At 67.2% G+C, this 23,904-nt stretch carries 27 protein-coding genes; 12 read left to right on the forward strand and 15 right to left on the reverse strand.

Going from position 1 to position 23,904, the window contains the following annotated elements:
* Window positions 1–152 precede the first annotated feature (152 nt).
* The 5 genes from prfB to ABIE58_RS00515 all read left to right on the forward strand — a co-directional run bounded on the left by prfB (window position 153) and on the right by ABIE58_RS00515 (window position 3,835).
* Window positions 153–1,280 (forward strand): peptide chain release factor 2, encoded by a 1,128-nt coding sequence (gene prfB, locus ABIE58_RS00495; protein WP_354542711.1) that lies wholly within the window; start codon window positions 153–155, stop codon window positions 1,278–1,280.
* A gap of 113 nt (window positions 1,281–1,393) precedes the next feature.
* The gene (locus ABIE58_RS00500; protein WP_354542712.1) at window positions 1,394–1,612 is read left to right on the forward strand and encodes a twin-arginine translocase TatA/TatE family subunit; all 219 of its coding nucleotides are present in this window, start codon (window positions 1,394–1,396) and stop codon (window positions 1,610–1,612) included.
* A 7-nt stretch (window positions 1,613–1,619) separates the two neighbouring features.
* Window positions 1,620–2,087 (forward strand): Sec-independent protein translocase protein TatB, encoded by a 468-nt coding sequence (gene tatB / locus ABIE58_RS00505; RefSeq protein WP_354542713.1) that lies wholly within the window; start codon window positions 1,620–1,622, stop codon window positions 2,085–2,087.
* On the forward strand, window positions 2,084–2,998 hold the full coding sequence (tatC, locus tag ABIE58_RS00510) for a twin-arginine translocase subunit TatC (RefSeq protein WP_354542714.1): 915 nt from the start codon (window positions 2,084–2,086) through the stop codon (window positions 2,996–2,998). Before tatB ends, tatC begins: the two co-directional genes overlap by 4 nt.
* Before the next feature lie 3 nt (window positions 2,999–3,001).
* Window positions 3,002–3,835 carry an ATP-binding protein gene (locus tag ABIE58_RS00515; protein ID WP_354542715.1) on the forward strand — a complete coding sequence of 278 codons (834 nt, stop codon included), beginning with the start codon at window positions 3,002–3,004 and terminating at the stop codon, window positions 3,833–3,835.
* Here the strand turns inward: ABIE58_RS00515 and ABIE58_RS00520 are convergent.
* From ABIE58_RS00520 to ABIE58_RS00535, 4 genes are all read right to left on the reverse strand, one after another.
* On the reverse strand, window positions 3,798–4,868 hold the full coding sequence (locus tag ABIE58_RS00520; RefSeq protein ID WP_354542716.1) for an AbrB family transcriptional regulator: 1,071 nt from the start codon (window positions 4,866–4,868) through the stop codon (window positions 3,798–3,800). The two genes, ABIE58_RS00515 and ABIE58_RS00520, sit on opposite strands and share 38 nt — an antisense overlap.
* Before the next feature lie 60 nt (window positions 4,869–4,928).
* On the reverse strand, window positions 4,929–7,172 hold the full coding sequence (locus ABIE58_RS00525; protein WP_354542717.1) for a xanthine dehydrogenase family protein molybdopterin-binding subunit: 2,244 nt from the start codon (window positions 7,170–7,172) through the stop codon (window positions 4,929–4,931).
* A gap of 1 nt (window position 7,173) precedes the next feature.
* Entirely contained in the window at window positions 7,174–7,635 is a 462-nt protein-coding gene (locus ABIE58_RS00530) for a (2Fe-2S)-binding protein (protein ID WP_354542718.1), read from the reverse strand.
* 564 nt (window positions 7,636–8,199) lie between these two features.
* Window positions 8,200–8,718 carry a hypothetical protein gene (locus ABIE58_RS00535; protein ID WP_354542719.1) on the reverse strand — a complete coding sequence of 173 codons (519 nt, stop codon included), beginning with the start codon at window positions 8,716–8,718 and terminating at the stop codon, window positions 8,200–8,202.
* Between the two features lie 125 nt (window positions 8,719–8,843).
* Between ABIE58_RS00535 and ABIE58_RS00540 the strand changes: the two genes are divergently transcribed.
* Entirely contained in the window at window positions 8,844–9,254 is a 411-nt protein-coding gene (locus ABIE58_RS00540; RefSeq protein ID WP_354542720.1) for a SufE family protein, read from the forward strand.
* A 98-nt stretch (window positions 9,255–9,352) separates the two neighbouring features.
* Window positions 9,353–10,339 carry a fatty acid desaturase gene (locus ABIE58_RS00545; protein WP_354542922.1) on the forward strand — a complete coding sequence of 329 codons (987 nt, stop codon included), beginning with the start codon at window positions 9,353–9,355 and terminating at the stop codon, window positions 10,337–10,339.
* Between the two features lie 27 nt (window positions 10,340–10,366).
* Here the strand turns inward: ABIE58_RS00545 and ABIE58_RS00550 are convergent, their stop codons facing one another.
* On the reverse strand, window positions 10,367–11,020 hold the full coding sequence (locus tag ABIE58_RS00550) for an SDR family NAD(P)-dependent oxidoreductase (RefSeq protein WP_354542721.1): 654 nt from the start codon (window positions 11,018–11,020) through the stop codon (window positions 10,367–10,369).
* A gap of 105 nt (window positions 11,021–11,125) precedes the next feature.
* Here ABIE58_RS00550 and ABIE58_RS00555 point away from each other — a divergent pair, with 105 nt between their 5' ends.
* The gene (locus ABIE58_RS00555) at window positions 11,126–11,692 is read left to right on the forward strand and encodes a biotin transporter BioY (protein ID WP_354542722.1); all 567 of its coding nucleotides are present in this window, start codon (window positions 11,126–11,128) and stop codon (window positions 11,690–11,692) included.
* 86 nt (window positions 11,693–11,778) lie between these two features.
* Here ABIE58_RS00555 and ABIE58_RS00560 read toward each other — a convergent pair whose 3' ends face one another.
* The 7 genes from ABIE58_RS00560 to hpt form a co-directional block, all read right to left on the reverse strand.
* Window positions 11,779–12,039: a type II secretion system protein N gene (locus ABIE58_RS00560; RefSeq protein WP_354542723.1), complete on the reverse strand. Its 261-nt coding sequence runs from the start codon at window positions 12,037–12,039 to the stop codon at window positions 11,779–11,781.
* A gap of 111 nt (window positions 12,040–12,150) precedes the next feature.
* Window positions 12,151–13,608, reverse strand: coding sequence for an amidophosphoribosyltransferase (gene purF / locus ABIE58_RS00565; protein WP_354542923.1), 1,458 nt, complete (start codon window positions 13,606–13,608; stop codon window positions 12,151–12,153).
* 312 nt (window positions 13,609–13,920) lie between these two features.
* Window positions 13,921–14,478: a CvpA family protein gene (locus ABIE58_RS00570; RefSeq protein ID WP_354542724.1), complete on the reverse strand. Its 558-nt coding sequence runs from the start codon at window positions 14,476–14,478 to the stop codon at window positions 13,921–13,923.
* A gap of 25 nt (window positions 14,479–14,503) precedes the next feature.
* Window positions 14,504–15,871, reverse strand: a complete 1,368-nt coding sequence (gene radA, locus ABIE58_RS00575; RefSeq protein WP_354542725.1) for a DNA repair protein RadA — start codon at window positions 15,869–15,871, stop codon at window positions 14,504–14,506.
* A 54-nt stretch (window positions 15,872–15,925) separates the two neighbouring features.
* Window positions 15,926–16,702: a DNA repair protein gene (locus ABIE58_RS00580; protein WP_354542726.1), complete on the reverse strand. Its 777-nt coding sequence runs from the start codon at window positions 16,700–16,702 to the stop codon at window positions 15,926–15,928.
* 190 nt (window positions 16,703–16,892) lie between these two features.
* Window positions 16,893–17,072, reverse strand: coding sequence for a hypothetical protein (locus ABIE58_RS00585; protein ID WP_354542727.1), 180 nt, complete (start codon window positions 17,070–17,072; stop codon window positions 16,893–16,895).
* On the reverse strand, window positions 17,069–17,611 hold the full coding sequence (hpt, locus tag ABIE58_RS00590) for a hypoxanthine phosphoribosyltransferase (RefSeq protein WP_354542728.1): 543 nt from the start codon (window positions 17,609–17,611) through the stop codon (window positions 17,069–17,071). The genes ABIE58_RS00585 and hpt overlap by 4 nt, the downstream gene beginning before the upstream one ends.
* A gap of 72 nt (window positions 17,612–17,683) precedes the next feature.
* Here hpt and ABIE58_RS00595 point away from each other — a divergent pair, with 72 nt between their 5' ends.
* A complete protein-coding gene (locus tag ABIE58_RS00595) occupies window positions 17,684–18,130 on the forward strand; it encodes a type II toxin-antitoxin system RatA family toxin (RefSeq protein WP_354542729.1) in 447 nt (148 codons plus the stop codon).
* On the opposite strand, the gene ABIE58_RS00600 is transcribed toward ABIE58_RS00595, so the two are convergent.
* The 3 genes from ABIE58_RS00600 to ispF are packed head-to-tail and all read right to left on the reverse strand — an operon-like array spanning window position 18,121 to window position 20,218.
* Window positions 18,121–18,603 carry a CinA family protein gene (locus tag ABIE58_RS00600; protein ID WP_354542730.1) on the reverse strand — a complete coding sequence of 161 codons (483 nt, stop codon included), beginning with the start codon at window positions 18,601–18,603 and terminating at the stop codon, window positions 18,121–18,123. The two genes, ABIE58_RS00595 and ABIE58_RS00600, sit on opposite strands and share 10 nt — an antisense overlap.
* Window positions 18,600–19,094 carry a phosphatidylglycerophosphatase A family protein gene (locus tag ABIE58_RS00605; RefSeq protein WP_354542731.1) on the reverse strand — a complete coding sequence of 165 codons (495 nt, stop codon included), beginning with the start codon at window positions 19,092–19,094 and terminating at the stop codon, window positions 18,600–18,602. Before ABIE58_RS00605 ends, ABIE58_RS00600 begins: the two co-directional genes overlap by 4 nt.
* Window positions 19,085–20,218: a 2-C-methyl-D-erythritol 2,4-cyclodiphosphate synthase gene (gene ispF, locus ABIE58_RS00610; RefSeq protein WP_354542732.1), complete on the reverse strand. Its 1,134-nt coding sequence runs from the start codon at window positions 20,216–20,218 to the stop codon at window positions 19,085–19,087. Before ispF ends, ABIE58_RS00605 begins: the two co-directional genes overlap by 10 nt.
* 159 nt (window positions 20,219–20,377) lie before the next feature.
* Here ispF and dusB point away from each other — a divergent pair, with 159 nt between their 5' ends.
* Genes dusB through ABIE58_RS00625 form a run of 3 tightly spaced genes read left to right on the forward strand, consistent with a single transcriptional unit; the run spans window position 20,378 to window position 23,796 of the window.
* Window positions 20,378–21,361, forward strand: coding sequence for a tRNA dihydrouridine synthase DusB (gene dusB / locus ABIE58_RS00615; RefSeq protein ID WP_354542733.1), 984 nt, complete (start codon window positions 20,378–20,380; stop codon window positions 21,359–21,361).
* On the forward strand, window positions 21,358–22,431 hold the full coding sequence (locus ABIE58_RS00620; protein ID WP_354542734.1) for a two-component system sensor histidine kinase NtrB: 1,074 nt from the start codon (window positions 21,358–21,360) through the stop codon (window positions 22,429–22,431). The genes dusB and ABIE58_RS00620 overlap by 4 nt, the downstream gene beginning before the upstream one ends.
* A 3-nt stretch (window positions 22,432–22,434) precedes the next feature.
* On the forward strand, window positions 22,435–23,796 hold the full coding sequence (locus ABIE58_RS00625; RefSeq protein ID WP_354542735.1) for a response regulator: 1,362 nt from the start codon (window positions 22,435–22,437) through the stop codon (window positions 23,794–23,796).
* The last annotated feature ends 108 nt before the right edge of the window (window positions 23,797–23,904 follow it).

Below are 23,904 nucleotides of genomic sequence, written 5' to 3' on the forward strand. Positions count from 1 at the left end.
GCGGGCCTCTCCGGGGCAATCTGTCACCCCTCAACCTAATCCCTGCCGCCCGGATCGCAAGCCGCGACACTCGGGCCAAGACTGCGCGCGTGATCTTGTTCAGCGCGGCGTGCTGGGCTATCAGGCGCTTTCAATCCCTTGGAAAGAGTGACATGCGCGCCGAAACCCAGACCCTCGTGACCGAAATCGAGAAATCGCTGGACCTGTTGCGCCAGCGGCTGGGATGGGAGACCGCGCGCCACCGGCTCGAGGAATTCAACGCCCGCGTCGAGGATCCGACGCTCTGGGACGATCCGGCGGCGGCGCAAAAGCTGATGCGCGAGCGGCAGGCGCTGGTGGAAGCGCTGGGCACGCATGATTCGATCGAGCAGGACTTGCGCGATCAGCTTGAGTTGATCGAGATGGGCGAGGCCGAGGGCGATACCGAGATCGTGACCGAGGCCGAGCAGGCGCTGCGCGCGCTTGCCAAGACCGCCGCCGCCAAGGAGCTTGAGGCGCTGCTTGATGGCGAGGCCGATGCCAATGACACGTTCCTGGAGATCAACGCAGGCGCCGGCGGCACCGAGAGCTGCGACTGGGCGTCGATGCTGGCGCGAATGTATGTGCGCTGGGCCGAAAAGCGCGGCTACACGGTGGAATTGCAATCTGAATCACCCGGTGAAGAGGCTGGGATCAAATCGGTGGCCTACAAGATCACCGGGCACAACGCCTATGGCTGGCTCAAATCCGAATCGGGCGTGCATCGGCTTGTGCGGATCTCGCCGTTTGATTCGGCGGCCAAGCGGCACACGTCCTTTTCCTCGGTCTGGGTCTATCCGGTGGTGGATGACAACATCGAGATCGAGGTGAACCCCGCCGATATCCGCATCGACACCTACCGCTCTTCGGGCGCGGGCGGGCAGCACGTCAACACCACCGATTCGGCGGTGCGGATCACCCATATTCCCACCGGTGTGGTGACCACCAGCAGCCAGAAATCGCAGCACCAGAACCGCGATATCGCCATGAAGGCGCTCAAATCGCGGCTTTACCAGATGGAATTGGACCGCCGCAGCGCCGCCATCAACGAGGCCCATGACAACAAGGGCGATGCCGGCTGGGGCAACCAGATCCGATCCTACGTGTTGCAGCCCTACCAGATGGTCAAGGATCTGCGCACCGGCTATGAGACCAGCGATACCAAGGGCGTCCTGGACGGCGATCTCGATCCGTTCATGGCCGCCACGCTGGCGCTGAACGTGTCGGGCAAGAGCCGCGCCGAGGCACAGGGCGACGACTGAGCGCGGCGATTCGTGGCGGCGGGGGCGGATTGGTGCTTTCATCGGCTGCGGTGAATGTCTAGATAAGGTCAGTGATCGTTCCGGGGCAGGGCCCCGAGCCAGGGAGAGAAGACATGCTCAACAATATCGGCCTTCCCGGCCTTCTGCTCATCGCCGTGGTAGTGCTTGTGCTCTTTGGGCGCGGCAAGATTTCCTCGCTGATGGGCGAGGTCGGCAAGGGCATCACCTCGTTCAAGAAGGGCGTCGCCGAAGGCACCAAGGAGCTTGAGGACACCAAGGAAGACGAGACCGCGCGCGACGTGACGCCCGCGGACGAAAAAGACAAGGTCTGAACCCTGAATGTTCGACCTTGGCTGGACCGAGCTGTTGGTCATCGGGATCGTGGCGTTGATCGTCGTCGGTCCCAAGGATCTGCCGGGCATGTTCCGGGCGGTGGGTAAATTCGTGGGCAAGGCCAAGGGCATGGCGCGCGAATTCAGCCGCGCGATGAATGACGCCGCCGACCAGTCCGGCGTGGGCGACATCCAGAAGACGTTCAAATCCGCGTCCAACCCGATGAAGACGGCGATGAACGAGCTGAAGAAAACCACCGATGGTGTGACCCGCGATATCGAAGAGTCCACCCGCTCGCCGCTCGATCCCGAGCGGCAGGCCGCCGCCGACAAGATCCGCGAGAAAACCACCGAGATGGCCAATGCCCGCCTCAAAGCCGAGGCCGAGGCGAAGAAGGCTGACGAGGCAAAGCCCGCCGAGACGGCGCAAGAGCAGGCGGCCCCTGCCGACACCACCACCGGGGACAAGGCATGAGCAGCCGCGATGACGATCTCGAGGATAGCGCCGCGCCGCTGATCGAGCATCTGGCCGAGCTGCGCACGCGGCTGATCCGGTCGGTCATGGCCTTTGTCGTCGGCATCGTGCTGGCCTTCACCGTGGCCGAGCCGATCCTGCAATTCCTGCTTGGCCCGATCGAGGCCACGTTGCGCGAAATGGGCGATCCGGCCCCGACGATGCAATATACCAGCCCGCAGGAATACCTGTTCACGCTGTTTCGCATCTCGATGGTGTTCGGCTTTGCGCTGGCCTTTCCGGTGATCGGCTTCCAGATGTGGCGGTTCGTGGCCCCTGGCCTCTATAAACAGGAAAAGAACGCGTTTTTGCCGTTCATGATCGCCTCGCCGGTGATGTTCCTTCTGGGCGCGTCATTTGCGCATTTCGTGGTGACGCCGCTGGCGATGGCGTTTTTCCTCGGGTTTGCCGATGTGCCGTCGATCATCGCCGACCTGATGGGCAGCCTTGTCGGTTCAGAGGCTGTGCCGGGCGTGGCCGAGGCCTCGGCCGCGAGCGAGGGCATTCGCATCACCTTCTTCGGCAAGGTCAACGAAAGCCTTGATATCACGCTGAAATTCATCGTGGCCTTTGGCCTGTGCTTCCAACTGCCGGTGCTGCTCACGCTCATGGGTAAGGCCGGGCTGGTGAGTGCGGGGGGCCTCAAATCGGTGCGCAAATATGCGGTGGTGGGTATCCTGCTGCTGGCCGCGCTGGTGACGCCGCCGGATGTCGTGACCCAGCTTATCCTTTTCGTGGTGGTCTACGGGCTCTACGAGCTGTCGATCCAACTTGTCTCGCGGGTGGAGAAGAAGCGCGAGGCGGACTTGCGCGCGCAGGGCCTCTGGGTCGAGGATGACGAGGACGAAGACGCAGACGAGAGCAAGGGCTAGGCCATGGATCCGCTCGACCGCATCGCCGCCGCGCTGGAGCGGATGGCCCCGGTGCCGCTCACCGCGCCCGATTTCGACGCCTCTGACGCCTTCGTGTGGCATGTCGCGCCGGACCGGCTCGAGCCGGTGGCCGAGGTCAATCGCGTGGATATGGCGCTCCTGGTAGGCATCGACCGCGCGCGCGACACGCTTTTGGCCAATACCGTGCAATTCGCGCGCGGCCTGCCTGCCAATAACGCCCTCCTTTGGGGCGCGCGCGGGATGGGAAAATCGAGCCTTGTCAAGGCCGTGCACGCCGAAGTTCTGGCGCGCGGCCTGCCCCTCAAGATCGTGGAGTTGCAGCGCGAGGATCTGCCCTCGGTGGGGCGGTTGCTCAATCTGCTGCGCGGGCAAGAGGCGCGCTTCGTGCTTTATTGCGACGATCTGAGCTTTGGCCATGATGACGAGCATTACAAATCATTGAAGGCCGTGCTCGATGGCGGGATCGAGGGGCGGCCCGAGAATGTGCTGTTTTACGCCACCTCCAACCGCCGCCACCTGATGCCGCGCGACATGATCGAGAACGAGCGTTCCTCGGCGATCAACCCCTCGGAGGCGGTCGAGGAAAAGGTGTCGCTGTCGGACCGGTTCGGCCTGTGGCTCGGGTTCCATGCCTGCGATCAGGACCAATACCTGTCGATGATCCGGGGCTATTGCGATGCCTACGGGGTCGAGATCGACGACGCCGCCCTGCGCGCCGAGGCGATCGAGTGGCAGGCCACGCGCGGCGCACGCTCGGGCCGGGTGGCGTGGCAGTTTTTCACCGATCTGGCGGGGCGTCGCGGCGTAAGGGTCTGAGCCGCGCCGCCGCGCCGATCACCACCACCGTCAGCACGATCCGGTAGATATGGTGCAGCGTGACAAAGGCCGGGTTGGCGTTCAGGCTGAGCGCGATCAGCGCCATTTCCGTGACACCCCCCGGCGCAAGGCTGATGACCAGCACATCCACCGCCGCGCCGGTCAGCGCATGAAGCCCCGCCGCCAGCGCCACGCCGATTCCCAGCATCGACCCCACCGCCAGAAGCGCCAGCCCCGCGCCACGCGCCAGCAGGCCCCGGCTCAGCCCGGTAAAGCGCATCCCCAGCGCGGTGCCCAGCACCATCTGCGCGAGGTTCACCAGCCATTGTGGCAGCTCCAGGCTCAGCCAGCCGGTGAGCGACAGCACCGCCGCCAGCGCCATCGGCCCGGTCATCTGCCCGGCGGGCAAGCGCAGCACCCGGCCAAGCGCCAGCCCGCCCAGCCCCGCCAGCGCCACCACCGGCAGATCCGACCACGCCACATCGCCGCGCGCCAGCGTCATGCCGCCCGCGCTGCCCACCGGCGCGCCAAGCCAGAGCGAGAGACCCAGCGGCAGAACCGTCACCACCACGATGATGCGCAGGAATTGCTGCATCATCAGCCGCGTCATGTCGGCCCCCGCCGCCGCCCCCATCTCGATGCTTTCATAAAGCCCGCCGGGCGCGCTCGCATAGAATGCCGTGGTGGCGTCATAGCCGCCCAACCGGCGATAAATCGCATAGCCCGCCCCATGCGCCAGCCCGACAAAGAGCGTCACCGCCCCCAGCGTGAGCGCATAGCCCTGCGCCTGTGAAAAGAGCGCAGGCGTCACCTGCGCGCCGATCATCAGCCCGATGATGGCGATAAAGGCCAGCCGCAGCGCAGTGGGAAAGCGGTATCCCTCGGGCAGGCGGTGGGGCACGCCCGTGGCGATCAGCGCCGCGCCGATCAGCGGCCCCAGCATGAAGGGCAGCGGCAGCCCCACCGCCTGCGCCGCCAGCCCCCACGCATAGGCGAGTATCATCAGCGCGATCGTGGTCAGGGTCTGCGGCATGATCCCGTTGAACCACCGCACGCGGGCGGGGGCAAGGGGGCAGGGGCCGCTCTGCCCCCGTCAGCCGACAAAGCCGATATGGCGATCAAACGGCATTTCGCGCAGCCGCGTGCCGGTCGCGGCAAAGATCGCGTTCGCAAGCGCCGGGGCGGCGGGGGGCACCGGCGGCTCGCCGATGCCACGGATCTTGCTGACAGTTTCCAGCCCGCGCACCTCGATCTCGGGGCATTCATGCAGGCGCATGGCGCGGAACGTGTCGAAATTCGCCTGCTCGGTCGCGCCGCCTGCATAGGTGATCGCGCCGTGCATGGCATGGCCAAGGCCAAACACCACGCCGCCCTGCATCTGCGCCTCGAAATTCACCGGATCGAGGATGCGGCCCGGATCGGCGACCACAAATACCCGCTCAAGGCGGATGCCGCCTGCGGTCTCGCGCACCTCCATCACCTGCGCGCAGGGCACCCCGAATGAGAGGCAAAACGCCACGCCGCGCCCGTGCCCCTCGGGCAGGGGGGTGCCCCAGCCCGACATCTCGGCCACCGCCTCCAGCACCCCGCGCGAGGGCGCGTGGGTGCAGAGCCGCAGCCGTTCCTCCAGCGGGTCGGCACCGGCGGCGTGGATCAACTCATCAAGCAGGCAATCGTGGAAAAACCCGTTGGTCGAGGCCCCGACCGAGCGCCACGAGGAAATCGGCGCAAGCTCCGGCGCGCGGTAGCCCGTCACGCGGTAATCGGGGATGGCAAAGGGCTGATCCCACGCCCCGGCCACGATCTGCAAATCGGGGCCGGGGGCGGGAATGCCCTGCCGTCCCATCTGCGAGCCGAGGATCGAGGGCATGGCGATGCCCAGATCATAGGCCACCACCTGCCCGCCCGCCACGCGCCCGCGCCCGCGCGCCATCGCGATCTGGCGGGGGTAGTCGTGGGCCATGTCTTCCTCGCGGGAATAGGTGAGCTTGACCGGGGTGCCCGGCACCGCCATGGCCAGCCGCGTGGCGTGGCGCGTCACATCATCCTCCAGCCGGTGGCCAAAGCTGCCCCCCGCGACGCGCGCATGAACATGCACCTGATCCGTGTCTTGGCCGGTAATCCCGGCGGCGTTTTTCTGCACGAAGCGGGGCACCTGCGTGCCGGTCCAGATATCGGTGCGCGCGGGGCTGTAGCGCACGGTGGCATTGAGCGGCTCCAGCGGCGCATGGGCGAGATAGGGCGCGCGATACTCCGCCTCGATATCCGCGCCCTCTGCCAGCGCCGTCCCGGCATCGCCATCGTCGCGCAACCGGCTGTCGCGGCGGTCAGAGGTGAAGCTGTCGGACAGCGCCTGCCAATGCTCCGCCATCTCGGTGGGGTAGGGGGCGGGGGCCCAGTCGCAGCGGATCGCCTGTGCTGCCTGCATCGCGCGCCAGGTATTGTCGGCGATCACGCCGACGCCGCCGGGGATCTCGACGATCTGTTTGACGCCGCGCATGGCCTCGGCCTCTGAGGCGTCAAAGCCCCGGAGCGCCGCGCCCTGCGCCGGGTTGAGCCGGATCGCGGCATGGAGCATCCCCGGCTGATCCTCGTCGATGCCATAATCCTGCGTGCCGGTGGATTTGGCGACGATATCCATGCGCTGCACCGGCTTGCCCAAAAGCCGCCATGTGGACGGATCGCGCAAAGCGACATCCGTCACGGGTCCGGTTTTCGCGGCCTCGGCGGCAAGGCTCCGGTAGCTGAGCCGCCGCCCGTCGGGCAGGATCACCGCGCCGGCCTCGGTGCCCAGCCGGTCCACGGCCACCCCGTGCAGCCGCGCCGCCGTGGCCGTCAGCGTTTCGCGCGCCACCGCGCCCGCGTGGCGCAGCCGGGTGTAGCCATCGGGCACCGTGGTCGAGCCGCCGGTGATCTGCATCCCGAGAAACTTCATCGGCGCGTCCATCACGCCGCGCGCGGCCTCGGCCAGCCAGCCATCGTTGGTGGCGCGGAACGGCACCGCCTCCGAGGACAGCGCGCGGTTGTAATAGGCGCGGTCGGGGGGGCCGAACTCGGTCTCGATCTGGTCAAGCTCCACGTCAAGCTCTTCAGCGATGAGCATCGCCTGCACCGACACCGCCCCTTGGCCGACATCGGCGCGCGGGGTGATGAGGGTGATCGCATCCCCGGTGATGCGCACGTAAGGCGTGAGCGCAACTGCGCCCTCGGGCAGGTCGCGCAAGAGCGGGTTGGCATAGGGGGTGCGGTAGCGCCAGGTGCCAAAGGCCACGCCGCCCGCGATGGCGACCGACCCGATGAGAAAACCGCGCCGGGCGATGGTTTTAACACGTCCCATCTCAGGCCCCTTTCATCGCATTTGCCGCCGCGCGCACCGCCGCGCGGATGCGCGGATAGGTGCCGCAGCGGCACAGGTTGCCCGACATGGCGTCGTCGATCTCGGCATCGCTCGGGTCTGGCACCTGCGACAGAAGGCTGGCGGCCTGCATGATCTGACCCGACTGGCAATAGCCGCATTGCGCCACCTGCTCGGCGATCCACGCCGCCTGCACCGGGTGGGGGGGCTCGGGCGTGCCGAGGCCCTCGATGGTGGTCACCGCGCCCCAGACATCGCCCACCGCCACCTGGCACGCGCGCACCGCCTCGCCGTCGATATGCACCGTGCAGGCCCCGCATTGCGCGATGCCGCAGCCGTATTTCGGGCCGGTGATGCCCAGCACATCGCGCAAGGCCCACAAAAGCGGCATCTCGGGCTCAATATCGTCGAGGGCATGATCGGCCCCGTTGACGGTGAGGTGCATGGCGGCGGACTCCTTCTGCGCGGTGGCTGAGGGAGAGGATAAACCGTTCGGTTCAGGTGTCCAGCGCAAAGCCGTGCGGGGCGCAGAAAGGCCCTGGTGTTCGGCGCCTGACAGATATTGCCCAATGACGATCCGGCCTGCCATGCTGCGGGATGCGCGGCGGCAGGCGTCGTGGATGGCCTGAAAATGGACGTTCGATATGATGCGATGAGCCGCGTGAGCGCCCGACCGCCGGGTGGGCGCTGAAACGGTTGTGGAATGCGCTTTATGGCGCAGAATACTTGAACGATTGTGCGGGATGCCACGTTGCAAAAGCGCCCGCCCGAGGGGGCGGACGGGCGCTCGCGCGGCGGCGCGCCAAGGCGCGCCTTGTTCCGCGCGGGGGATAAGCCCCCAACGACAGCAACAGGCGTTGAGCGTTCCCCGTGCAGCATCAGGCACCTTGTGTCAGGTTCCGAACAAGCGCCATGCGATGCCGCGCCCGGCATATCGACAGACGGTAGGCGTGCCTACCCGCCGGATCATCAACCGACCAAGCCTGCGAGGTCCGGTCCGGCAGGTCGCTCAGCGGCGGCTCACATGCTCGTTCTGCGCGCCCCGCACGCGAATTTCGCGCACATTTTCAAGGGTTTTGTCGGATACGAATACGGCCGCCAGAACCTCGCGCGGCCGGTTCGGCGCGTCAACCGGATGCACGGCCCGGAGTTGATAGCCGAGCACGCCGCCAATTGGCTCGCCATCGGGGTCGTCGGGCACGAGGCGCACATCGTAAATCTCTTGCTGCGTGGCGCGGCCGCGCACCCGGATGATCGCCCCGCCACTGGCGCGCTCGATTTCCAGATCGGTCACCTCGGCCACGAATGTGCCCTCATAGGGCTTTTCCTCGCGCATCCGGTCGAACAGGCCGGTCTCTTCTTTCTTGGGGATGAGCGGGTTGACGGGCTCTTGGGCAGCCTCCGGCTTGCGGCTGCGCGCGCGGCTCCGCCCGAACCAGTTGCGCGGATTGGCGCGCGACTCGCGGAAACCGCCGCAGCCCGCCAGCGCCCCCGCCGCCGCTAATCCAAGGAACACCCGCCGTTTCATGCCCAAACCTCTCATCGCAATCGGGTCATGTCTATCCTACCGCACCCCGCTTGAAAAGGTGCAAGCGGGGGCTGGACCTCGGGGGCGCGCGCGCCTACCTCTGAAAGGCAGACCGGGAGACACGCATGGCAACCGAGGCATTCGAAGAGATCGTGGGCGATTTCGATTTCCTGGAGGATTGGGAAGACCGCTATCGCTATGTCATTGATTACGGGCGGCGGATGGACGCGCTTGACGCGGCGCTCAAGGTGCCCGCCACCAAGGTTGATGGCTGCGCCAGCCAGGTCTGGCTGCATCCGCAGATCGCGGGCGGGCACTTTCGCTTTGACGGCGACAGCGACGCGATGATCGTGCGCGGCCTGATCGCGGTGCTGCGCGCGCTCTACAACGATCTGCCGGTCTCGGAGGTTGTGCGCGTCGATGCGCAGGCCGAACTGGCGCGGCTTGGGCTCGATGCGCATCTGTCGGCGCAGCGCTCCAACGGGCTGCGCGCGATGATCGCGCGCATCCGGGGGGTGGCTGCCGAGGCGGCGTGACCGCCCGTCACGCGAACGTCAATTTCGCGCGGCAGGCAGACCCGGTATCGTGACAGCAAAAGGAGGGCAAAGTGATCGCGACCGACCAGACCGCAGAGATGCGCGCCTTTCTCAAACCCTACACCGCCAAGAGCGACGCGCGCGGCGCGCTGTCGCTGGGCACCACACTTGCCGTTTACGGGGCCGCGCTGGTGGCCGGGGCCTGGGCGGTGACGGCGGGGATGTGGATTGCCGCCGTTGCGGCGGTGGTGATGCTCGCCTTCGCCTCGGTGCGGCTTTACGTGCTTCAGCACGATTGCGGGCATCATTCGCTCTTTGCCACGCGGCGGGCCAATGACCTCGCGGGCTATCTGCTCTCGGTGTTCTCGTTCACGCCCTACCGGGTGATGCAGCACAATCACAACATGCACCACGCCTATCTCGGCAATCTCGATCACCGCGAGACCACCGAGATTCATACCATGACCCTGCGCGAATGGCAGCAGGCGGGGTGGTGGGCGCGGCTTCGCTACCGGCTTTACCGCAACCCGGCGCTGATGCTGCCGCTGGGGGCGTTTCTGACCTATTTCATCGCCTATCGCTGGCCGCGCAACACCCGCGATGTCGGCGCGCGCGGGGTCATCGTGCATAACCTGATGGTCGCGGGGCTGCTCGTGGCGATATGGGCCGGGCTGGGCATGGCCGGGCTGGCCACGTGGTTTGCCGCCTCGATCCTGGGGGGCATGATCGGCGTGTTCCTCGTCTATCTCCAGCACAATTTCGAGGAGACATATTGGGACCGCAAGCCCGATCTCGATTTCCGCCGCGCCACGCTGGTGGGGTCAAGCTCGCTCGATCTGGGCTGGTGGTGGGATCTGGGCACCGGCAATATTGCCTATCACGACCTGCATCACTACAACCCCGCGATCCCGTCCTATAACCTGCGCCGCTGCCAGAAGGATTTGCCTGAACACTTGCAAAGCCACGCGCCGATCCACTGGCCCGAGGCGCTGCGCAGCTTTACCCTCAAGCTCTGGGACGAAGACGCCGGGCGGTTGGTGCCCTTCCCGCGTGAGGGGCAGACCCGCGTGATGGCGACGGGGTAGAGCGCGCGCGACCGCACCCCCCGCCCGTCAGGCGAGTTGCGCCAGAAGCCGGGCCGCCTCGTCGCGGGGATGGGCAAGCGCGGCGCGATCCTCGCCGGGAAAGAACCGCGCGCGGGTGGCGGTGGCCATCGGCGCAGGCGCGAGGATATGGACGCGCGGGCCGATCCGCGCGGCCTCAAGCTGCCAGCTTCGGGCGAGCGCGATCTGCGCCGCCTTGGTGGCCCCGTAGGCGGCAAAGAATTTCCCGCCTGCGCGCGAATCGTCGAAAAACACCGCCTGCCCGTCGCGGCCCAGAAGCGGCGCGACATAGGCAATCAGCGTGCCGGTGGCGGCGACATTGGTGGCGATGGAACGCTCCAAATCGCGGGTATCGACGTGATCGGCGGGGCTTAGCGGGGCCGCGTGCACCGCCGTGTGCACCCAGAGCGCCAGCCGCCCCCAGCGATCATGGATCGAGCGGCAAAGCTGAGCCATCGCGTCGGGCTTGGTGATGTCCATCGGTGCGAGCGTGGCCTGCCCGCCCACGGCGCGAATTCGATCGTCGAGCTCTTCGAGCGCGCCGGTGGTGCGCGCCACGGCAACGATATGATGCGTCGGGGCCAGCGCCTCGGCCAACGCGGCGCCAAGGCCGCGCGAGGCCCCGGTCACAAGGGCGAGGGGGGATGTGTGCGGATCGGTCATTGCGCCCAAATCCCACCCCTTCGTCACCGGATCAAGGACAATCGCTTGACTTTTGACGCGCTGCGGCGAAAAAGTCAGGTGGATACGGGAAAAGGAGGACGCGGAATGCGCGCACAAACACTGACACAGGCCTTGCATGGCCACGACACCCTGACGCGCAAGGCAGGGTTGGTCCTTGGCGGATCGCTTTTCATCGCGCTGGCCGCACAGGTCGCCGTGCCGTTCTTCCCGGTGCCGATGACGCTCTCGACGCTGGCGATCCTGATCGTGGGCCTCACCTTTGGGTCGCGCCTCGGCGCGGTGACGCTGCTGGCCTATCTGGCCGAAGGCGCGATGGGGCTGCCGGTTTTCGCGGGCGGCATGAACGGTGCCGCGCTGGTCGGGCCGACCGCCGGTTTCCTTTACGGCTTTGTCGGCATGGCCTGGCTTGCCGGTCTCGCGGTGGAGCGTGGTCTGGCGCGCGGGGTGCTCTCGACGGCGCTGGTGGGCGTTCTGCTCTCGGCGTTCATCTACATTCCCGGCCTCGCCTGGCCCGCGCTGGCCCTGGGCAAGAGCGCACCCGATCTCTGGGCCTACTGGATGGCCCCGTTCCTGCTGGGTGATGCGGTCAAGGCCGTCATCGCGGCGATGGTGGTCTGGGGCGGCTGGACGGCGCTGCGCGCGCGCAGCTGAGGCGCGCCGCACCCCCCCGAGAACGGATCTGGCCGCCCCCGGTTATCGGGGGCGGCCTTTTCATGTGGTCATCCCTTGCGCGCGGGTCATGTGCCGGGCAGGGCAAGACGTTCTGCCCGCCCGTTGCGGGCAAGGATCACGACGCCCTCGCCGATGGCGGCCACGGTGGCCCCGTCGATGCGGTCGCCGGTGGTGACGCTGGCCACCCGCCCGCCATCGCGCATCAGCGCGCGGGCGCTTTGCGGGCCGTGGAGCGTGCCCAGAAGGCTGAGCCGCCCGGCGGGCAGCGCGCCTTGCTGAGTCGCCGCCGCGAGGGTGGCGGCGGGGGTTTCGGTCTGGTCTGTCATGGTGGTCCCGTAAGTGTTGCCCGGACCACGGCCACTATGCCCGCAGCACGGCGGGATAAAGCGGATATTCTGCGCTGCGGCGGAAGCTTGCCGATGGCAGACCGGCCTTGCCTATTCTGCGGCCTTCAGCGCGAAGCCCTTTTCGATCTGGTCCGAGGGGGCGACGGGGTAGTCGCCCGAAAAGCAGGCATCGCAATATTGCGGGCTGGCCTTGTCGCGCCCGCCCGCCTCGCCGACCGCGCGGTAAAGCCCGTCGAGCGAGATGAAGCGGATGCTGTCAACGGCGAGATGCTCGCGCATCTCCTCCTCGGACATGGTGGCGGCGAGCAGTTTCTCGCGCTGCGGCGTATCCACCCCGTAAAAGCAGGGCCAGGCCGTGGGCGGCGAGGCAATGCGGAAATGCACCTCCGCCGCACCGGCATCGAGGATCATTTCCTTGATCTTGCGCGAGGTGGTGCCGCGCACCACGCTGTCATCCACCAGGATCACCCGCTTGCCCTCAATGAGCGCGCGGTTGACGTTGAGCTTGAGCCGCACGCCCATGTTGCGGATCTGCTCGGTCGGCTCGATGAAGGTGCGGCCCATGTATTGATTTCGCACGATCCCCATCGCGAAGGGAATCCCCGATTCGTGGCTGAAGCCGATCGCCGCAGGCGTGCCGCTATCGGGCACCGGGCAGACCAGATCGGCCTCCACCGGGGCTTCGCGGGCAAGCTCCACCCCGATCTGGTGGCGGGTCTCGTAGACCGACCGCCCGCCGATGAGCGAATCGGGGCGCGAGAAATAGACATGCTCGAAGATGCAAAAGCGCGATTTGCGGCGGCGGAAGGGGAAATGGCTCTCGACGCCGCCCTTCGCGGAGATCACCACCATCTCGCCGGGGGCGATCTCGCGCACGAGGCGCGCGCCGATGATGTCGAGCGCGCAGCTTTCCGATGACAGCACCCAGCCCTCGCCCAACTGCCCCAGCACCAGCGGGCGCACGCCCAGCGGATCGCGCACGCCGATGAGCTTGGAGCGCGTCATCGCGACCACGGAAAACGCCCCCTCGACCCGGCGCAGCGCATCCTCCATCCGCTCAACGATGTTGCGTTGCAGCGAGCGCGCCATCAGGTGGATGATGCATTCGCTGTCCGAGCCGCTCTGAAAGATCGAGCCGCGCTCGATCAATTCGCGGCGCAGCGCGTCGGCATTGGTGATGTTGCCGTTATGGGCAATCGCCGCCCCGCCCATCGAGAACTCGCCAAAGAAGGGCTGCACGTCGCGGATCTGCGTCGGGCCCTTGGCGCCGGAGGTGGAATAGCGGACATGGCCGATGGAAAGCGGGCCGGGCAGCGTTTCCATGAGGCTCTGGCGGGTGAAATTGTCGCGCACATAGCCGAATCGGCGCGCCGAGTTGAAGCCGATCTCGGGGTCGTGGCTGACGATGCCGCCGGCCTCCTGGCCGCGATGTTGCAGCGCGTGAAGCCCGAGGGCCACGAAATTGGCGGCGTCCGAGAGGCCGATGACGCCGAATATGCCGCATTCCTCGCGCAGCTTGTCGTCGTCGAACGGGTGGGCGGGGGGCATGATGCCGGACAGGGACAAGGGCAGGCTCCGAATCCGTTGATGTCGCTTGGCCCCCTCTTACGCGCTTGGCGGGCCAGTGTCACGAAACTATCACGAATGGAGCGGCCTTGCGGCGCGTGGGTGACGTTAGGTCATCCGTCGGTCACGGGGGCATGGCTGATGCGCATGTGTGCGGTGCGGGGCAGGGGGCGGGCGTTCAAGGCTTCGTCCCCGCGCGGCTCGTTTATTGAAGCCAATAACTGACATGACACTTGATCACGCCTGACTTACCCCCTCGGGCACCGCCCCACCTCCCGACACGCGCACAGCGACTCAGGCCGCGTCGCACTTGCCGACAAGCTGCTCGTATTGCGCGGTGATCCATCCCAGCGCCTGTTCCGGCTCTTGCGAGGCCACCGCATCGGTGAGTTGCGAGAAGATGCGCGCCGAGCGGCTATCGTCGATCATGGCGATGGATTGCGCCGACATCACCGTATCATAGACGAAATAGGCGATCGCGACGAGCAACACCCCGCGCGCCACGCCAAAGAGAAAGCCCATCCCCTGATCGAGCCCTCCGAGCGCCGAGCGCTGCACCAGCGAGGCAAACAGCGGCGTGATGAGCGAGGCCAAGATGAGCGCCACCGCGAACACCGCCGCGAAGGCCCCGATCATCGACAATTCGCAACTGTCGGCGATGAATTCGCCCACCACCGGCACTTCCTTGACCAGCGGTTCCACCTGCGGGGCAAAGACAAAGGCCACCACCCCCGCCACGGCCCAGCCCGCGATGGCCAGCGCCTCGCGCACGAAGCCGCGCGAATAGGCCAGAAGCGCCGAGACCACGATGAAAAGCGCCACGACGCCGTCGATGATGGTAAACCCGTCCATACCTCGTCCTGTCCCTGCCGCGCGCCTATCCGGCGCCGAAAACCTCGCCCACGAACGCGGTCAGATCGCCCATGCGGGTCAGGCTGAGGCCGCTTTTGCCACCGGGTTTGCCGCCCGACGGAACGATTGCCGATGTGAAACCAAGTTTTTGCGCTTCTTTCAACCTGTTTTCGGTCTGACCCACGGGGCGCAGCGCGCCCGACAGGCTGATTTCCCCGAAAATCACCGTTTCCGCTGGAATCGGGGCGTCCTCGCGCGCACTGAGCAGCGCGGCGGCGACGGCGAGATCGGCGGCAGGCTCGGTGATGCGCAGGCCGCCCGCCACGTTGAGATAGACATCGAGCCCGGCGAACGGGATGCCGCAGCGCGCCTCGAGCACGGCGAGGATCATGGCAAGCCGCGCGCCATCCCATCCCACCACCGCGCGGCGGGGCTGGGCGTGGGGCGTGGGTGCGACCAGCGCCTGCACCTCCACCAGAACCGGCCGCGTGCCCTCGATGCCGGCAAACACCACCGATCCGGGGGCGGGCGCGCCGCGCCCCGCGAGAAACAGGGCCGAGGGGTTGGCGACCTCGGCCAGACCGCTGCCGGTCATCTCGAACACGCCGATCTCGTCGGCGGGGCCAAAACGGTTCTTGACCGAGCGCAGGATGCGGAACTGATGCCCGCGCTCGCCCTCGAAATAGAGCACGCAATCCACCATGTGCTCGACCACGCGCGGCCCCGCGATCTGGCCGTCCTTGGTGACATGGCCCACGAGGATGACGCTCGCGCCGCGCCGCTTGGCAAAACTGGTCAGCTCATGCGCGGCGGCGCGGACCTGGGACACGCTGCCCGGTGCCGAATCGATGCTGTCGGACCACATCGTCTGGATCGAATCGATGATCACCAGGTCAGGGCGCTCGGCGTCGAGCGTGGTGAGGATGTCGCGCAGGCTGGTGGCGGCGGCAAGGCGCACGGGGGCATTTTCCAGCCCCAGCCGCTGCGCGCGCATCCGCACCTGCGCGTTGGCCTCTTCGCCCGAGATATAGAGCGTCGATAGCCCCGCCCCCGCAAAGCGCGCGGCGGCCTGCAACAGCAGCGTGGATTTGCCGATGCCCGGATCGCCGCCCACCAGCACCGCGCTCGATGGCACAAGCCCGCCGCCCAGCACGCGGTCAAGCTCATCGAGCCCCGAGCGGGTGCGCGGCGGTGGCGGCTCCTCGGTGGAGAGATCGGTGATCGTAAGCGCCGCGCCGCGCGCGGCACCAAGGCTCTGGCCGCGCGGCCCGGAGGAGAGCGGGGCCTCCTCCTGGATCGTGTTCCACGCGTTGCACGCGTCGCACCGCCCCGACCATCGGGAATGCGCAGCACCACAGGCGGTGCAGGTGAAGGTGGCAGACGCTTTGGCCATGCCCGCTCACATGCCCCAGCGCGCGCGCTGCGTCAAACGCGATCTGCGGCGCGTCTATTCGGCGGCCTTGCGGGGGATGTCGATCACGGTGCCGTTCTCGGTGCCATCCGCGCGCAGGATATCCTCGATGCCAAGCTCGGGCAGGGCGGTGCGGATATCCTCGCGCAGGCGCGAAAGCTGGCTGGCGGCCACGCTTTCCTCAAGCTCGACCTCATGCGCCCAGTGGCGCAATTCCTGGCTGATCGCCTTGGCGCGCTCAATCCGGTCGTTGAAGGCGGCCACCTCTTCCTGCCGCTGGCGCAGAAAGGCACGGGCGCGGGCCACCTTGTCCTCGGAATAGATATCGGCCAGTTCTTGGCTGATATGCGACATCTGCGCCGCCACTTCGAGCAGGTCCGGCTCCAGCCCGCCAAGATCGGGATGCTCGCGCAGGTATGCCAGCCGCTCGCGCACCGCGTCGAATTCCGACGAGAGGCGAAATACGCCCTCGCGGTCGGCGGTGTGCGCGGCGTGATAGGCGCGCGCGATGTCGTGCATCCCGATGCCGAAGCGGCGATGCGAGGTTTCGAGCGCCATGATCCGCCCGTTGGCAGGCAGGTAGAAGCACAGCATGACCGCCAGCACCGTGAGGCCGATCTGCGCGATCTGGCCTGCATTGGCGTAGGTGGTGCCGCCGAACGCGGCCTCGAATTCGAGCCAGGGCAAGGCACCGAAAGCGGCGGCCCCGGTGGCGGCCAGAAGGCCCAGCGCGGTCAGGACGATAAGCGTGGCGGCAAGCCGCTGAAACAGCGCGCATGTTAGGTGCCATAAGGATGTGATCTGCGCGGACATCGTTCCCCCCAAGAAAATCATATCTTCAATATAAGCAATTTTACGCCGATTGCGCCGGTGACAAAGCGTTAATGCGGTCACGCGGCCATCAATCCGCAGAGAGCGGCGCGTGAGCAACAGGTGCAATTGTTCTCAATTTTGAAACAATTCGGGGTGACAGGCGGAATTGGCCCGTTATTGGCCGGAAGGTTCAGGGCCGCAGGATCGAGCGGCGCGGCTCCAGCGTCAGCGCCTCGGGCCAGCCGAAAAACAGCTCGATCCCGGCAATGGCCAGCCCGAGGCCAATCACGATGAGCCACAGCCGCACCGTGCGCGGCCCCGGCGGGCGGCGCGCCCAGCGCGCCATGCGCAACAGCCAGGTGATGTTCATGCCCCGGTGAACCGCACCGTGCCGATATAGGGCAGATTGCGGTTGCGCTGCGCGTAGTCGATGCCATAGCCCACCACGAATTCATCGGGGATCTCGAAGCCGGTCCAGTCGGCGCGGATATCGACCTCGCGGCGCGACGGCTTGTCCAGCAGCGCGATGGTCCGCAGGCGCGCGGGGCGGCGGCTTGCCAGCAGGTGCAGGACATGGGCAAGCGTGTGGCCGGTATCAACGATATCCTCGACCACGAGCACGTCACGCCCTTCAATTTCGCCGCGCAAGTCCTTGAGAATACGCACCTCGCGGCTCGATTTCATCGCATTGCCATAAGACGATGTCTCGACGAAATCGACCTCCACCGGCAAATCCAACTCGCGCACCAGATCGGCGATGAAGATGAACGAGCCGCGCAACAGCCCCACAACGATGAGCTTTTCGGTGCCCGCGAATTCCGCCTCGATCTCGTGCGAGAGCGCCTCGATGCGGGCGGCGATGCTCTTGGCCGAGATGAGCTTGTCGATCACATAGGCGCGCTGCGGCATGTCTTCCCCTTGAATTTTCGCCGCCAGTCTAGGACAAACCGCGCCACTGTCACGCAGAAAACCGGGGGCACCATGCCATCACATTCCGAGACGCGGGTGCTGCCCTACACGGCGGCGCAGATGTATGCGCTGGTGGCCGATGTGGCGCGCTATCCCGAATTCCTGCCCTGGACGGCGGCGGCGCGGGTGCGCAGCGTGACCCCGCGCGAGGATGGTGCCGAGGTGATGGAGGCAGATCTTGTGATCAGCTTCAAGGTGTTCCGCGAGCGATTCGGCAGCCGCGTGGTGCTCTGGCCCGAGGCGCTGCGGATCGAGACGGAATATCTGGACGGGCCGTTCCATCATATGCGCTCCAACTGGGCGTTCCGGGATGTGGAGGGCGGCTGCGAAGTGGCCTTTGACGTGGATTTCGCGCTTCGAAACAGGCTGTTGCAATCGGCGGCAGAGATATTTTTCCTCGAGGCCATGCGCCGCGTGGTGCGCGCATTCGAGACCCGCGCGCAGGCGCTTTACGGCTGAGCGCGCCTAAGCGCGTCGTGCAGCAGCGTCAGCGCGTGGTCGCGGGTCAGGCGGCGCACCTCGGCGCGGCCTTGCGCGCCGAAATCGCGGGTCTCGGTCTGCGTCGGGTGGCCCGTCATCGCAAGGCCGAAACACACCCGGCCCTCGGGTTTGTGCTCTGACCCGCCCGGCCCGGCGATGCCGGTGATCGACACCGCAAGCTGCGCCGCGCTATGGGCCAGCGCGCCCTCGGCCATCTCGCGCGCGACCTCTTCGGACACCGCGCCGTGGGCGGCGAGCGTGGCGGGGGCGACGCCGAGCATTTCCAACTTGGCGGCGTTGGAATAGGTGACAAAACCGCGATCCACCACCGCCGAAGAGCCCGCCACATCGGTGAGCGCCACCGCCACCATGCCGCCGGTGCAGCTCTCGGCGGTGGCGATCATGACCTCACGTTCTTTAGCAAGATCAAGGATTTGCGCGGCAATGCTCATGCGAAAGCCCCATGTGCCAGCCATGCGCCGAGCATCACGCAGAGCGCCGCCGCGATCCCGGCGAGGATGTCGTCGAGCATCACGCCAAGCGCGTCATTGCGCCGGTCGGCCCAGCCGATCGGCCCCGGTTTCCAGATGTCGAACAGGCGGAACGCCAAGAAGGCCACGATCCAGCCCGGCCAGAGCGCGGTGAGCGCGGCCCCCACATGCGCTGCGCCGATGGAAACCGGCAGGAAGGCCATCCATTGCCCCGCGACCTCGTCGATCACGATCTCGGAGGGGTCGTGATTGTCTTTTCCCTTTGTTTCCAGATGCGTGGCCAGCCATCCTAAAGTAAAGCCTACGACCACGCCTAGCGCCAGCAGGACCGGTCCGCCAAGCGTATGGAGCGCCCAGGCGGCAGGAAACGCGGCAAGTGAGCCCCATGTTCCGGGTGCGGGGCGGATGTGGCCAACATAGAAAAACGTTGTAATCAAATGGGTTATACGCATGTCTTCACCAATGTGACCACGGTTTGCGCGGCGATGCCCTCGGCCCGACCGGTAAAGCCGAGGCGCTCGGTCGTTGTGGCCTTGACCGAGACGCGTTCCAGCGCGACGCCGGTGATGGCCGCGAGCGCCGCGCGCATGGCCTCGGCATGGGGGCCGATCTTGGGGTGCTCGCAGATAAGAGTGATGTCCATATTGCTGATCTGAAACCCTTTTCCGCTGGCAAGCCCGACCGCGTGACGCAGGAAGATATGGCTCTCGGCGCCTTTCCATTGCGGATCAGAGGGCGGAAAATGCCGCCCGATATCGCCTTCGGCCAAAGCGCCATAAATGGCATCGGCCAGCGCGTGGAGGCCAACATCGGCATCCGAATGGCCCTGAAGCCCGCGTTCATGCGGCACGGCCACGCCGCAAAGCATGCAATGATCGCCCGGCCCAAACCGGTGCACGTCAAAGCCGGTGCCGGTGCGAATATCCATCTGCCCTCCAATGATGCGGCTGGCCCGGTCGATATCGCCGGGATGGGTGATCTTGAGATTGTCGGCGTCGCCTTGCGTGATCGTGACCGGCAGACCGGCGGCGCGGGCGATGGCGACATCGTCGGGCGCATCGCCCTGATGCGCGCGATGCGCGGCGAGGATAGACGCAAAATCAAAGCCTTGCGGGGTTTGCGCGGCAAAGAGGCCGTCGCGGTCCTGCGTGCCGGTGACGCGGGCATCACCCCCTGTCCAGAGCGCATCGGTCACGGGCAGCGCGGGGGCGGCAGCGGCGGCACCGGCGCGCAAGGCATCGAGCACGCCCTGCACAACGGCAGCGGGCAGCGTGGCGCGGGCGGCGTCGTGGATGAGGACGCGGCGCGGCGGCGTGCCGTGCCGCGCGAGATGCTCCAGCCCCGCGCGCACCGAGGCCGCCCGAGTGGCCCCGCCCGCCGTCACCTCGACGCCCTCGGGCGCGCGGTCCATGTCATCGGGGTGCAGTACGAGCACGCTGCGTGTGACAAAGGGCGCGAGCGCGGCCAATGTCCAGTCGATCACGCGGCTGCCCGCGAGGGGCTGCCATTGCTTGGGCAACGCCCCGCCCGCGCGAGTGCCCCGGCCTGCGGCGACGATGAGGGCGGCAACTGTCATGCCCCCTGATTACGGCGCGGCGCGGGTAAGCGCAATGCCGGGATATGTGCCCATATATTAGGCAATTGCATCGGTCCGAGGGCAGAATTGGCCCTTGTTGCGTTGTGCGCGCCGGGGTGAGGGGCTAGAAGAAAGGCGTTGCACAAGGATTGGGCAAGGATGTTCTCACTCGCCGACAGACCCATCGCGCCGCCGGTGCTGCTGGCCCCGATGGCCGGAATCACCGACCTGCCGTTTCGCACCCTCGTGAGCGGGTTCGGCGCAGGGCTGGTGGTGAGCGAGATGATCGCCAGCCGCGAGATGCTGAGCGCGCGGCCCGGCGTGCGAGAAAAGGCGGAGCTGGGCCTTGGCGCGGCCAATGCTGCGGTGCAGATCGCGGGCTGCGAGGCGGGGCCGATGGCCGAGGTGGCGCGGATGCTGGCGGGCGAGGGTGCGGGCATCATCGACATCAACATGGGCTGCCCGGCGAAGAAGGTGACGCGCGCGCGCGGCGCGGGGGCCTCTGGCTCGGCGCTGATGCGCGACCCCGACCACGCGCTGCGGCTGATCGAGGCGGTGGCGGGGGCGGTCGATGTGCCGGTGACGCTCAAGATGCGGCTGGGCTGGGATCATGCCAGCCTCAACGCGGCACAGATCGCGCGGCGCGCCGAGGGCGGGGGCGTGGCGATGATCACGGTGCACGGGCGCACGCGGTGCCAGTTCTACGAGGGCCGTGCGGATTGGGCGGCGATCGCGGAAATTTCCCAAGCCGTTAACCTCCCGGTCATCGCCAACGGCGATATTGTCGATGCAGAGTCGGCACTCCGGGCGCGGGCGGGCGCGCGGGCGGCGGGCGTGATGATCGGACGCGGTGCGCGGGGCCGCCCCTGGATATTGGCGCAGGTGGCGGCCGCGCTTTACGGCACGCCTGCGCCCGTGGTGCCGCGCGGCGCGGCGCTGGCCGAGATGGTGGCCGGGCATTACGAGGCGATGCTGGGCTTTTACGGGGCGGAGCTTGGCGGGCGTGTCGCGCGCAAGCATCTGGGCTGGTATATGGATCACGCGGGCACGCCGCCGCATCTGCGCCGCGCCGTGCTGACTGCCGCAGCGGGGCAGGTGGTGCGGCTTCTGCCCGAGGCGGTCGGGCTGCGGTGCGCGGCATGAGCGAGGAAGAGCCACTTTGGGCCTCGCTGCCGATCCCGGCGCTGGTGGTCGATGCGGATGACCGGATCGTGCGAATCAACCCGGCGGCGGAGGGGTTCCTGCTGGTGTCGCAGCGCGCGGTGGCGGGCGAGCCGCTCTGGGACCGGCTGGCCGTCGATGCGCCGCTGGAAGAGGCGTTTGCGCGCGCCCGCGACAGCGGCGCGCCCTTGTTCGTCAACGATGTCGATATCGGCACCGGGGCGCGCGCGCCGGTGCTGTGCAATCTTCAGGTGGCCCCGCTCATGGGGGCACCGGGGCAGATGCTCGTGCTCTTGTCCCCGCGCGAACTGGCCGGGCGCATGGCGCAGAAAAGCGGCGTCAAGGCCGCCGCGCGCTCGGCCATCGGCATGGCCGAGATGCTGGCCCACGAGATCAAGAACCCGCTGGCGGGGATCACCGGGGCGGCGCAGCTTTTGTCGATGAACGCCAGCGCCGAGGATCGCGAGCTGACCGATCTCATCGTCGGCGAGAGCCGCCGCATCGTCGGACTTCTGGACCGGGTCGAGCAGTTCGGCAACGTCATCCGCCCGGTGCTGCGGCGGGTGAACCTGCACGATGTGCTCGACCGGGCGCGGCGCTCGGGGCAGGTGGGGTTCGCCGCCGGCATGAATTTTGTCGAGGATTACGACCCCTCGCTGCCGCCCGCGCTTGGCGACGGGGATCAGCTTTTGCAGGTGGTGCTCAACCTTCTCAAGAACGCCGCCGAGGCCGCGCCGGGGGGGCGTGGCACGATCCGGCTCCATACCTATTACGACGGCGCGCTGCGGGTGCGGCAGGGTGACGGGGCGGGGCTGGCGCTGCCCTTGCAGGTCGAGATCATCGACGACGGCCCCGGCCTGCCGCCCGACATCGCCGAAGAGGTGTTCGAGCCCTTCGTGTCGGGGCGCGAGAACGGCACCGGGCTGGGGCTGGCGCTGGCGGCCAAGATCATCTCGGAGCATGGCGGCTGGATCTCGGTCGACTCGGTGCCGGGGCGCACGGTGTTTCGCATTTCGCTGCAACGCGCGGATGCGCCGGAGAGGGAGGGCTAAGGTATGGATGGCACGGTTCTGGTCGCCGATGACGACCGCACGATCCGCACGGTTCTGACGCAGGCACTGACTCGGGCGGGGTGCCGGGTTCATGCCACGTCGAGCCTGACCACGCTGATGCGCTGGGTGGCCGAGGGGCGCGGCGACGTGGTGATTTCGGATGTGGTGATGCCCGATGGCAACGGGCTGGAAATGCTGCCCAAGATCGCGCAGGACCGGCCCGGCCTGCCGGTGATCGTGATCTCGGCGCAAAACACCATCATGACCGCGATCAAGGCTGCCGAGGCCGAGGCCTTCGATTACCTGCCCAAGCCGTTCGATCTGCCCGACCTGATGAAGCGCACGGCGCGCGCGCTGGCGTCGCGCGAGCAGGGCGTGGCGCGGGCCGCGCCGGATGAGCGGCCCGAGGACTTGCCGCTGATCGGGCGCAGCGCCGCGATGCAGCGGCTCTACAAGGTGGTGGCGCAGGTCATGCATGCCGATCTGCCGGTGATGATCTGCGGCGAGTCGGGCACAGGCAAGACGCTGGTGGCGCGTGCGATCCATGACTATTCCGACCGGCGCAGCCTGCCTTTTGTTACCGTGACGGCGGCGGATCTGCATGATCTGGACGGTCCGGCGCAGGTCATGGCGCGGGTGCGTGGCGGCACGCTGGTGCTCGACGAGGTGAGTGACCTGCCGCCCGAGATACAGGGCCGCGTGGTGCGGATGATGGAGGCACCGGGCGCGCACGCGCCGCGCTTCATGGCAATAAGCCGGGTGCCGCCCGCAGCCGCGCTCGACGAGGGGCGGCTGCGCGAGGATCTCTATTACCGGCTGAGCGGGGTGGTGATCGAGGTGCCGCCCCTGCGCGAGCGGATCGAGGATATCGGCCTTCTGGCCGAGCATTTCCTGGGCCATGACCCGCGCCCCGGCGCGCCCGAGCGGCATTTTTCCGCCGATGCGCTGGAGATGATGCGCGCCTATGGCTGGCCCGGCAACGTGCGCCAGCTTGAAAACGCAGTGCGCCGGATCGCGCTGACCGCGCAGGGCGAGGAGGTAGCCCGCGCCGAGATCGCTGCCATCATCGGCACCCAGCCGCGCGCCGAGCCGGTGATGCAGCCTGGCCGCAAGGAGACGCTCACCGGTGCCGTGGCCGCGCATTTGCGGCGGTATTTCGACCTGCACGGCACCGATCTGCCGCCGCCGGGCCTGCACGCCCGCATCCTGCGCGAGATCGAGGCCCCGCTGATCGAGATCGCGCTGGAGGCGACGGGCGGCAACCAGATTCGCTGTGCCGAGCTGCTGGGGATCAACCGCAATACGCTGCGCAAGAAGATCACCGATCTGGATATTCGCGTGACTCGTCGTCGCAAATTGATGTAAACAGGCAACAGACCTGTGACAATCAGGGCGCATATCCGGCGCTGGCCCCAAGATACTGTGGTTTATCCGGTTGCGCCCACCGAATGATGGGGGATTTGCGTGGCCGAG

The sequence above is a fragment of the Roseovarius sp. MBR-78 genome, from assembly GCF_040547535.1.
Classification (GTDB): Bacteria; Pseudomonadota; Alphaproteobacteria; order Rhodobacterales; family Rhodobacteraceae; genus Roseovarius.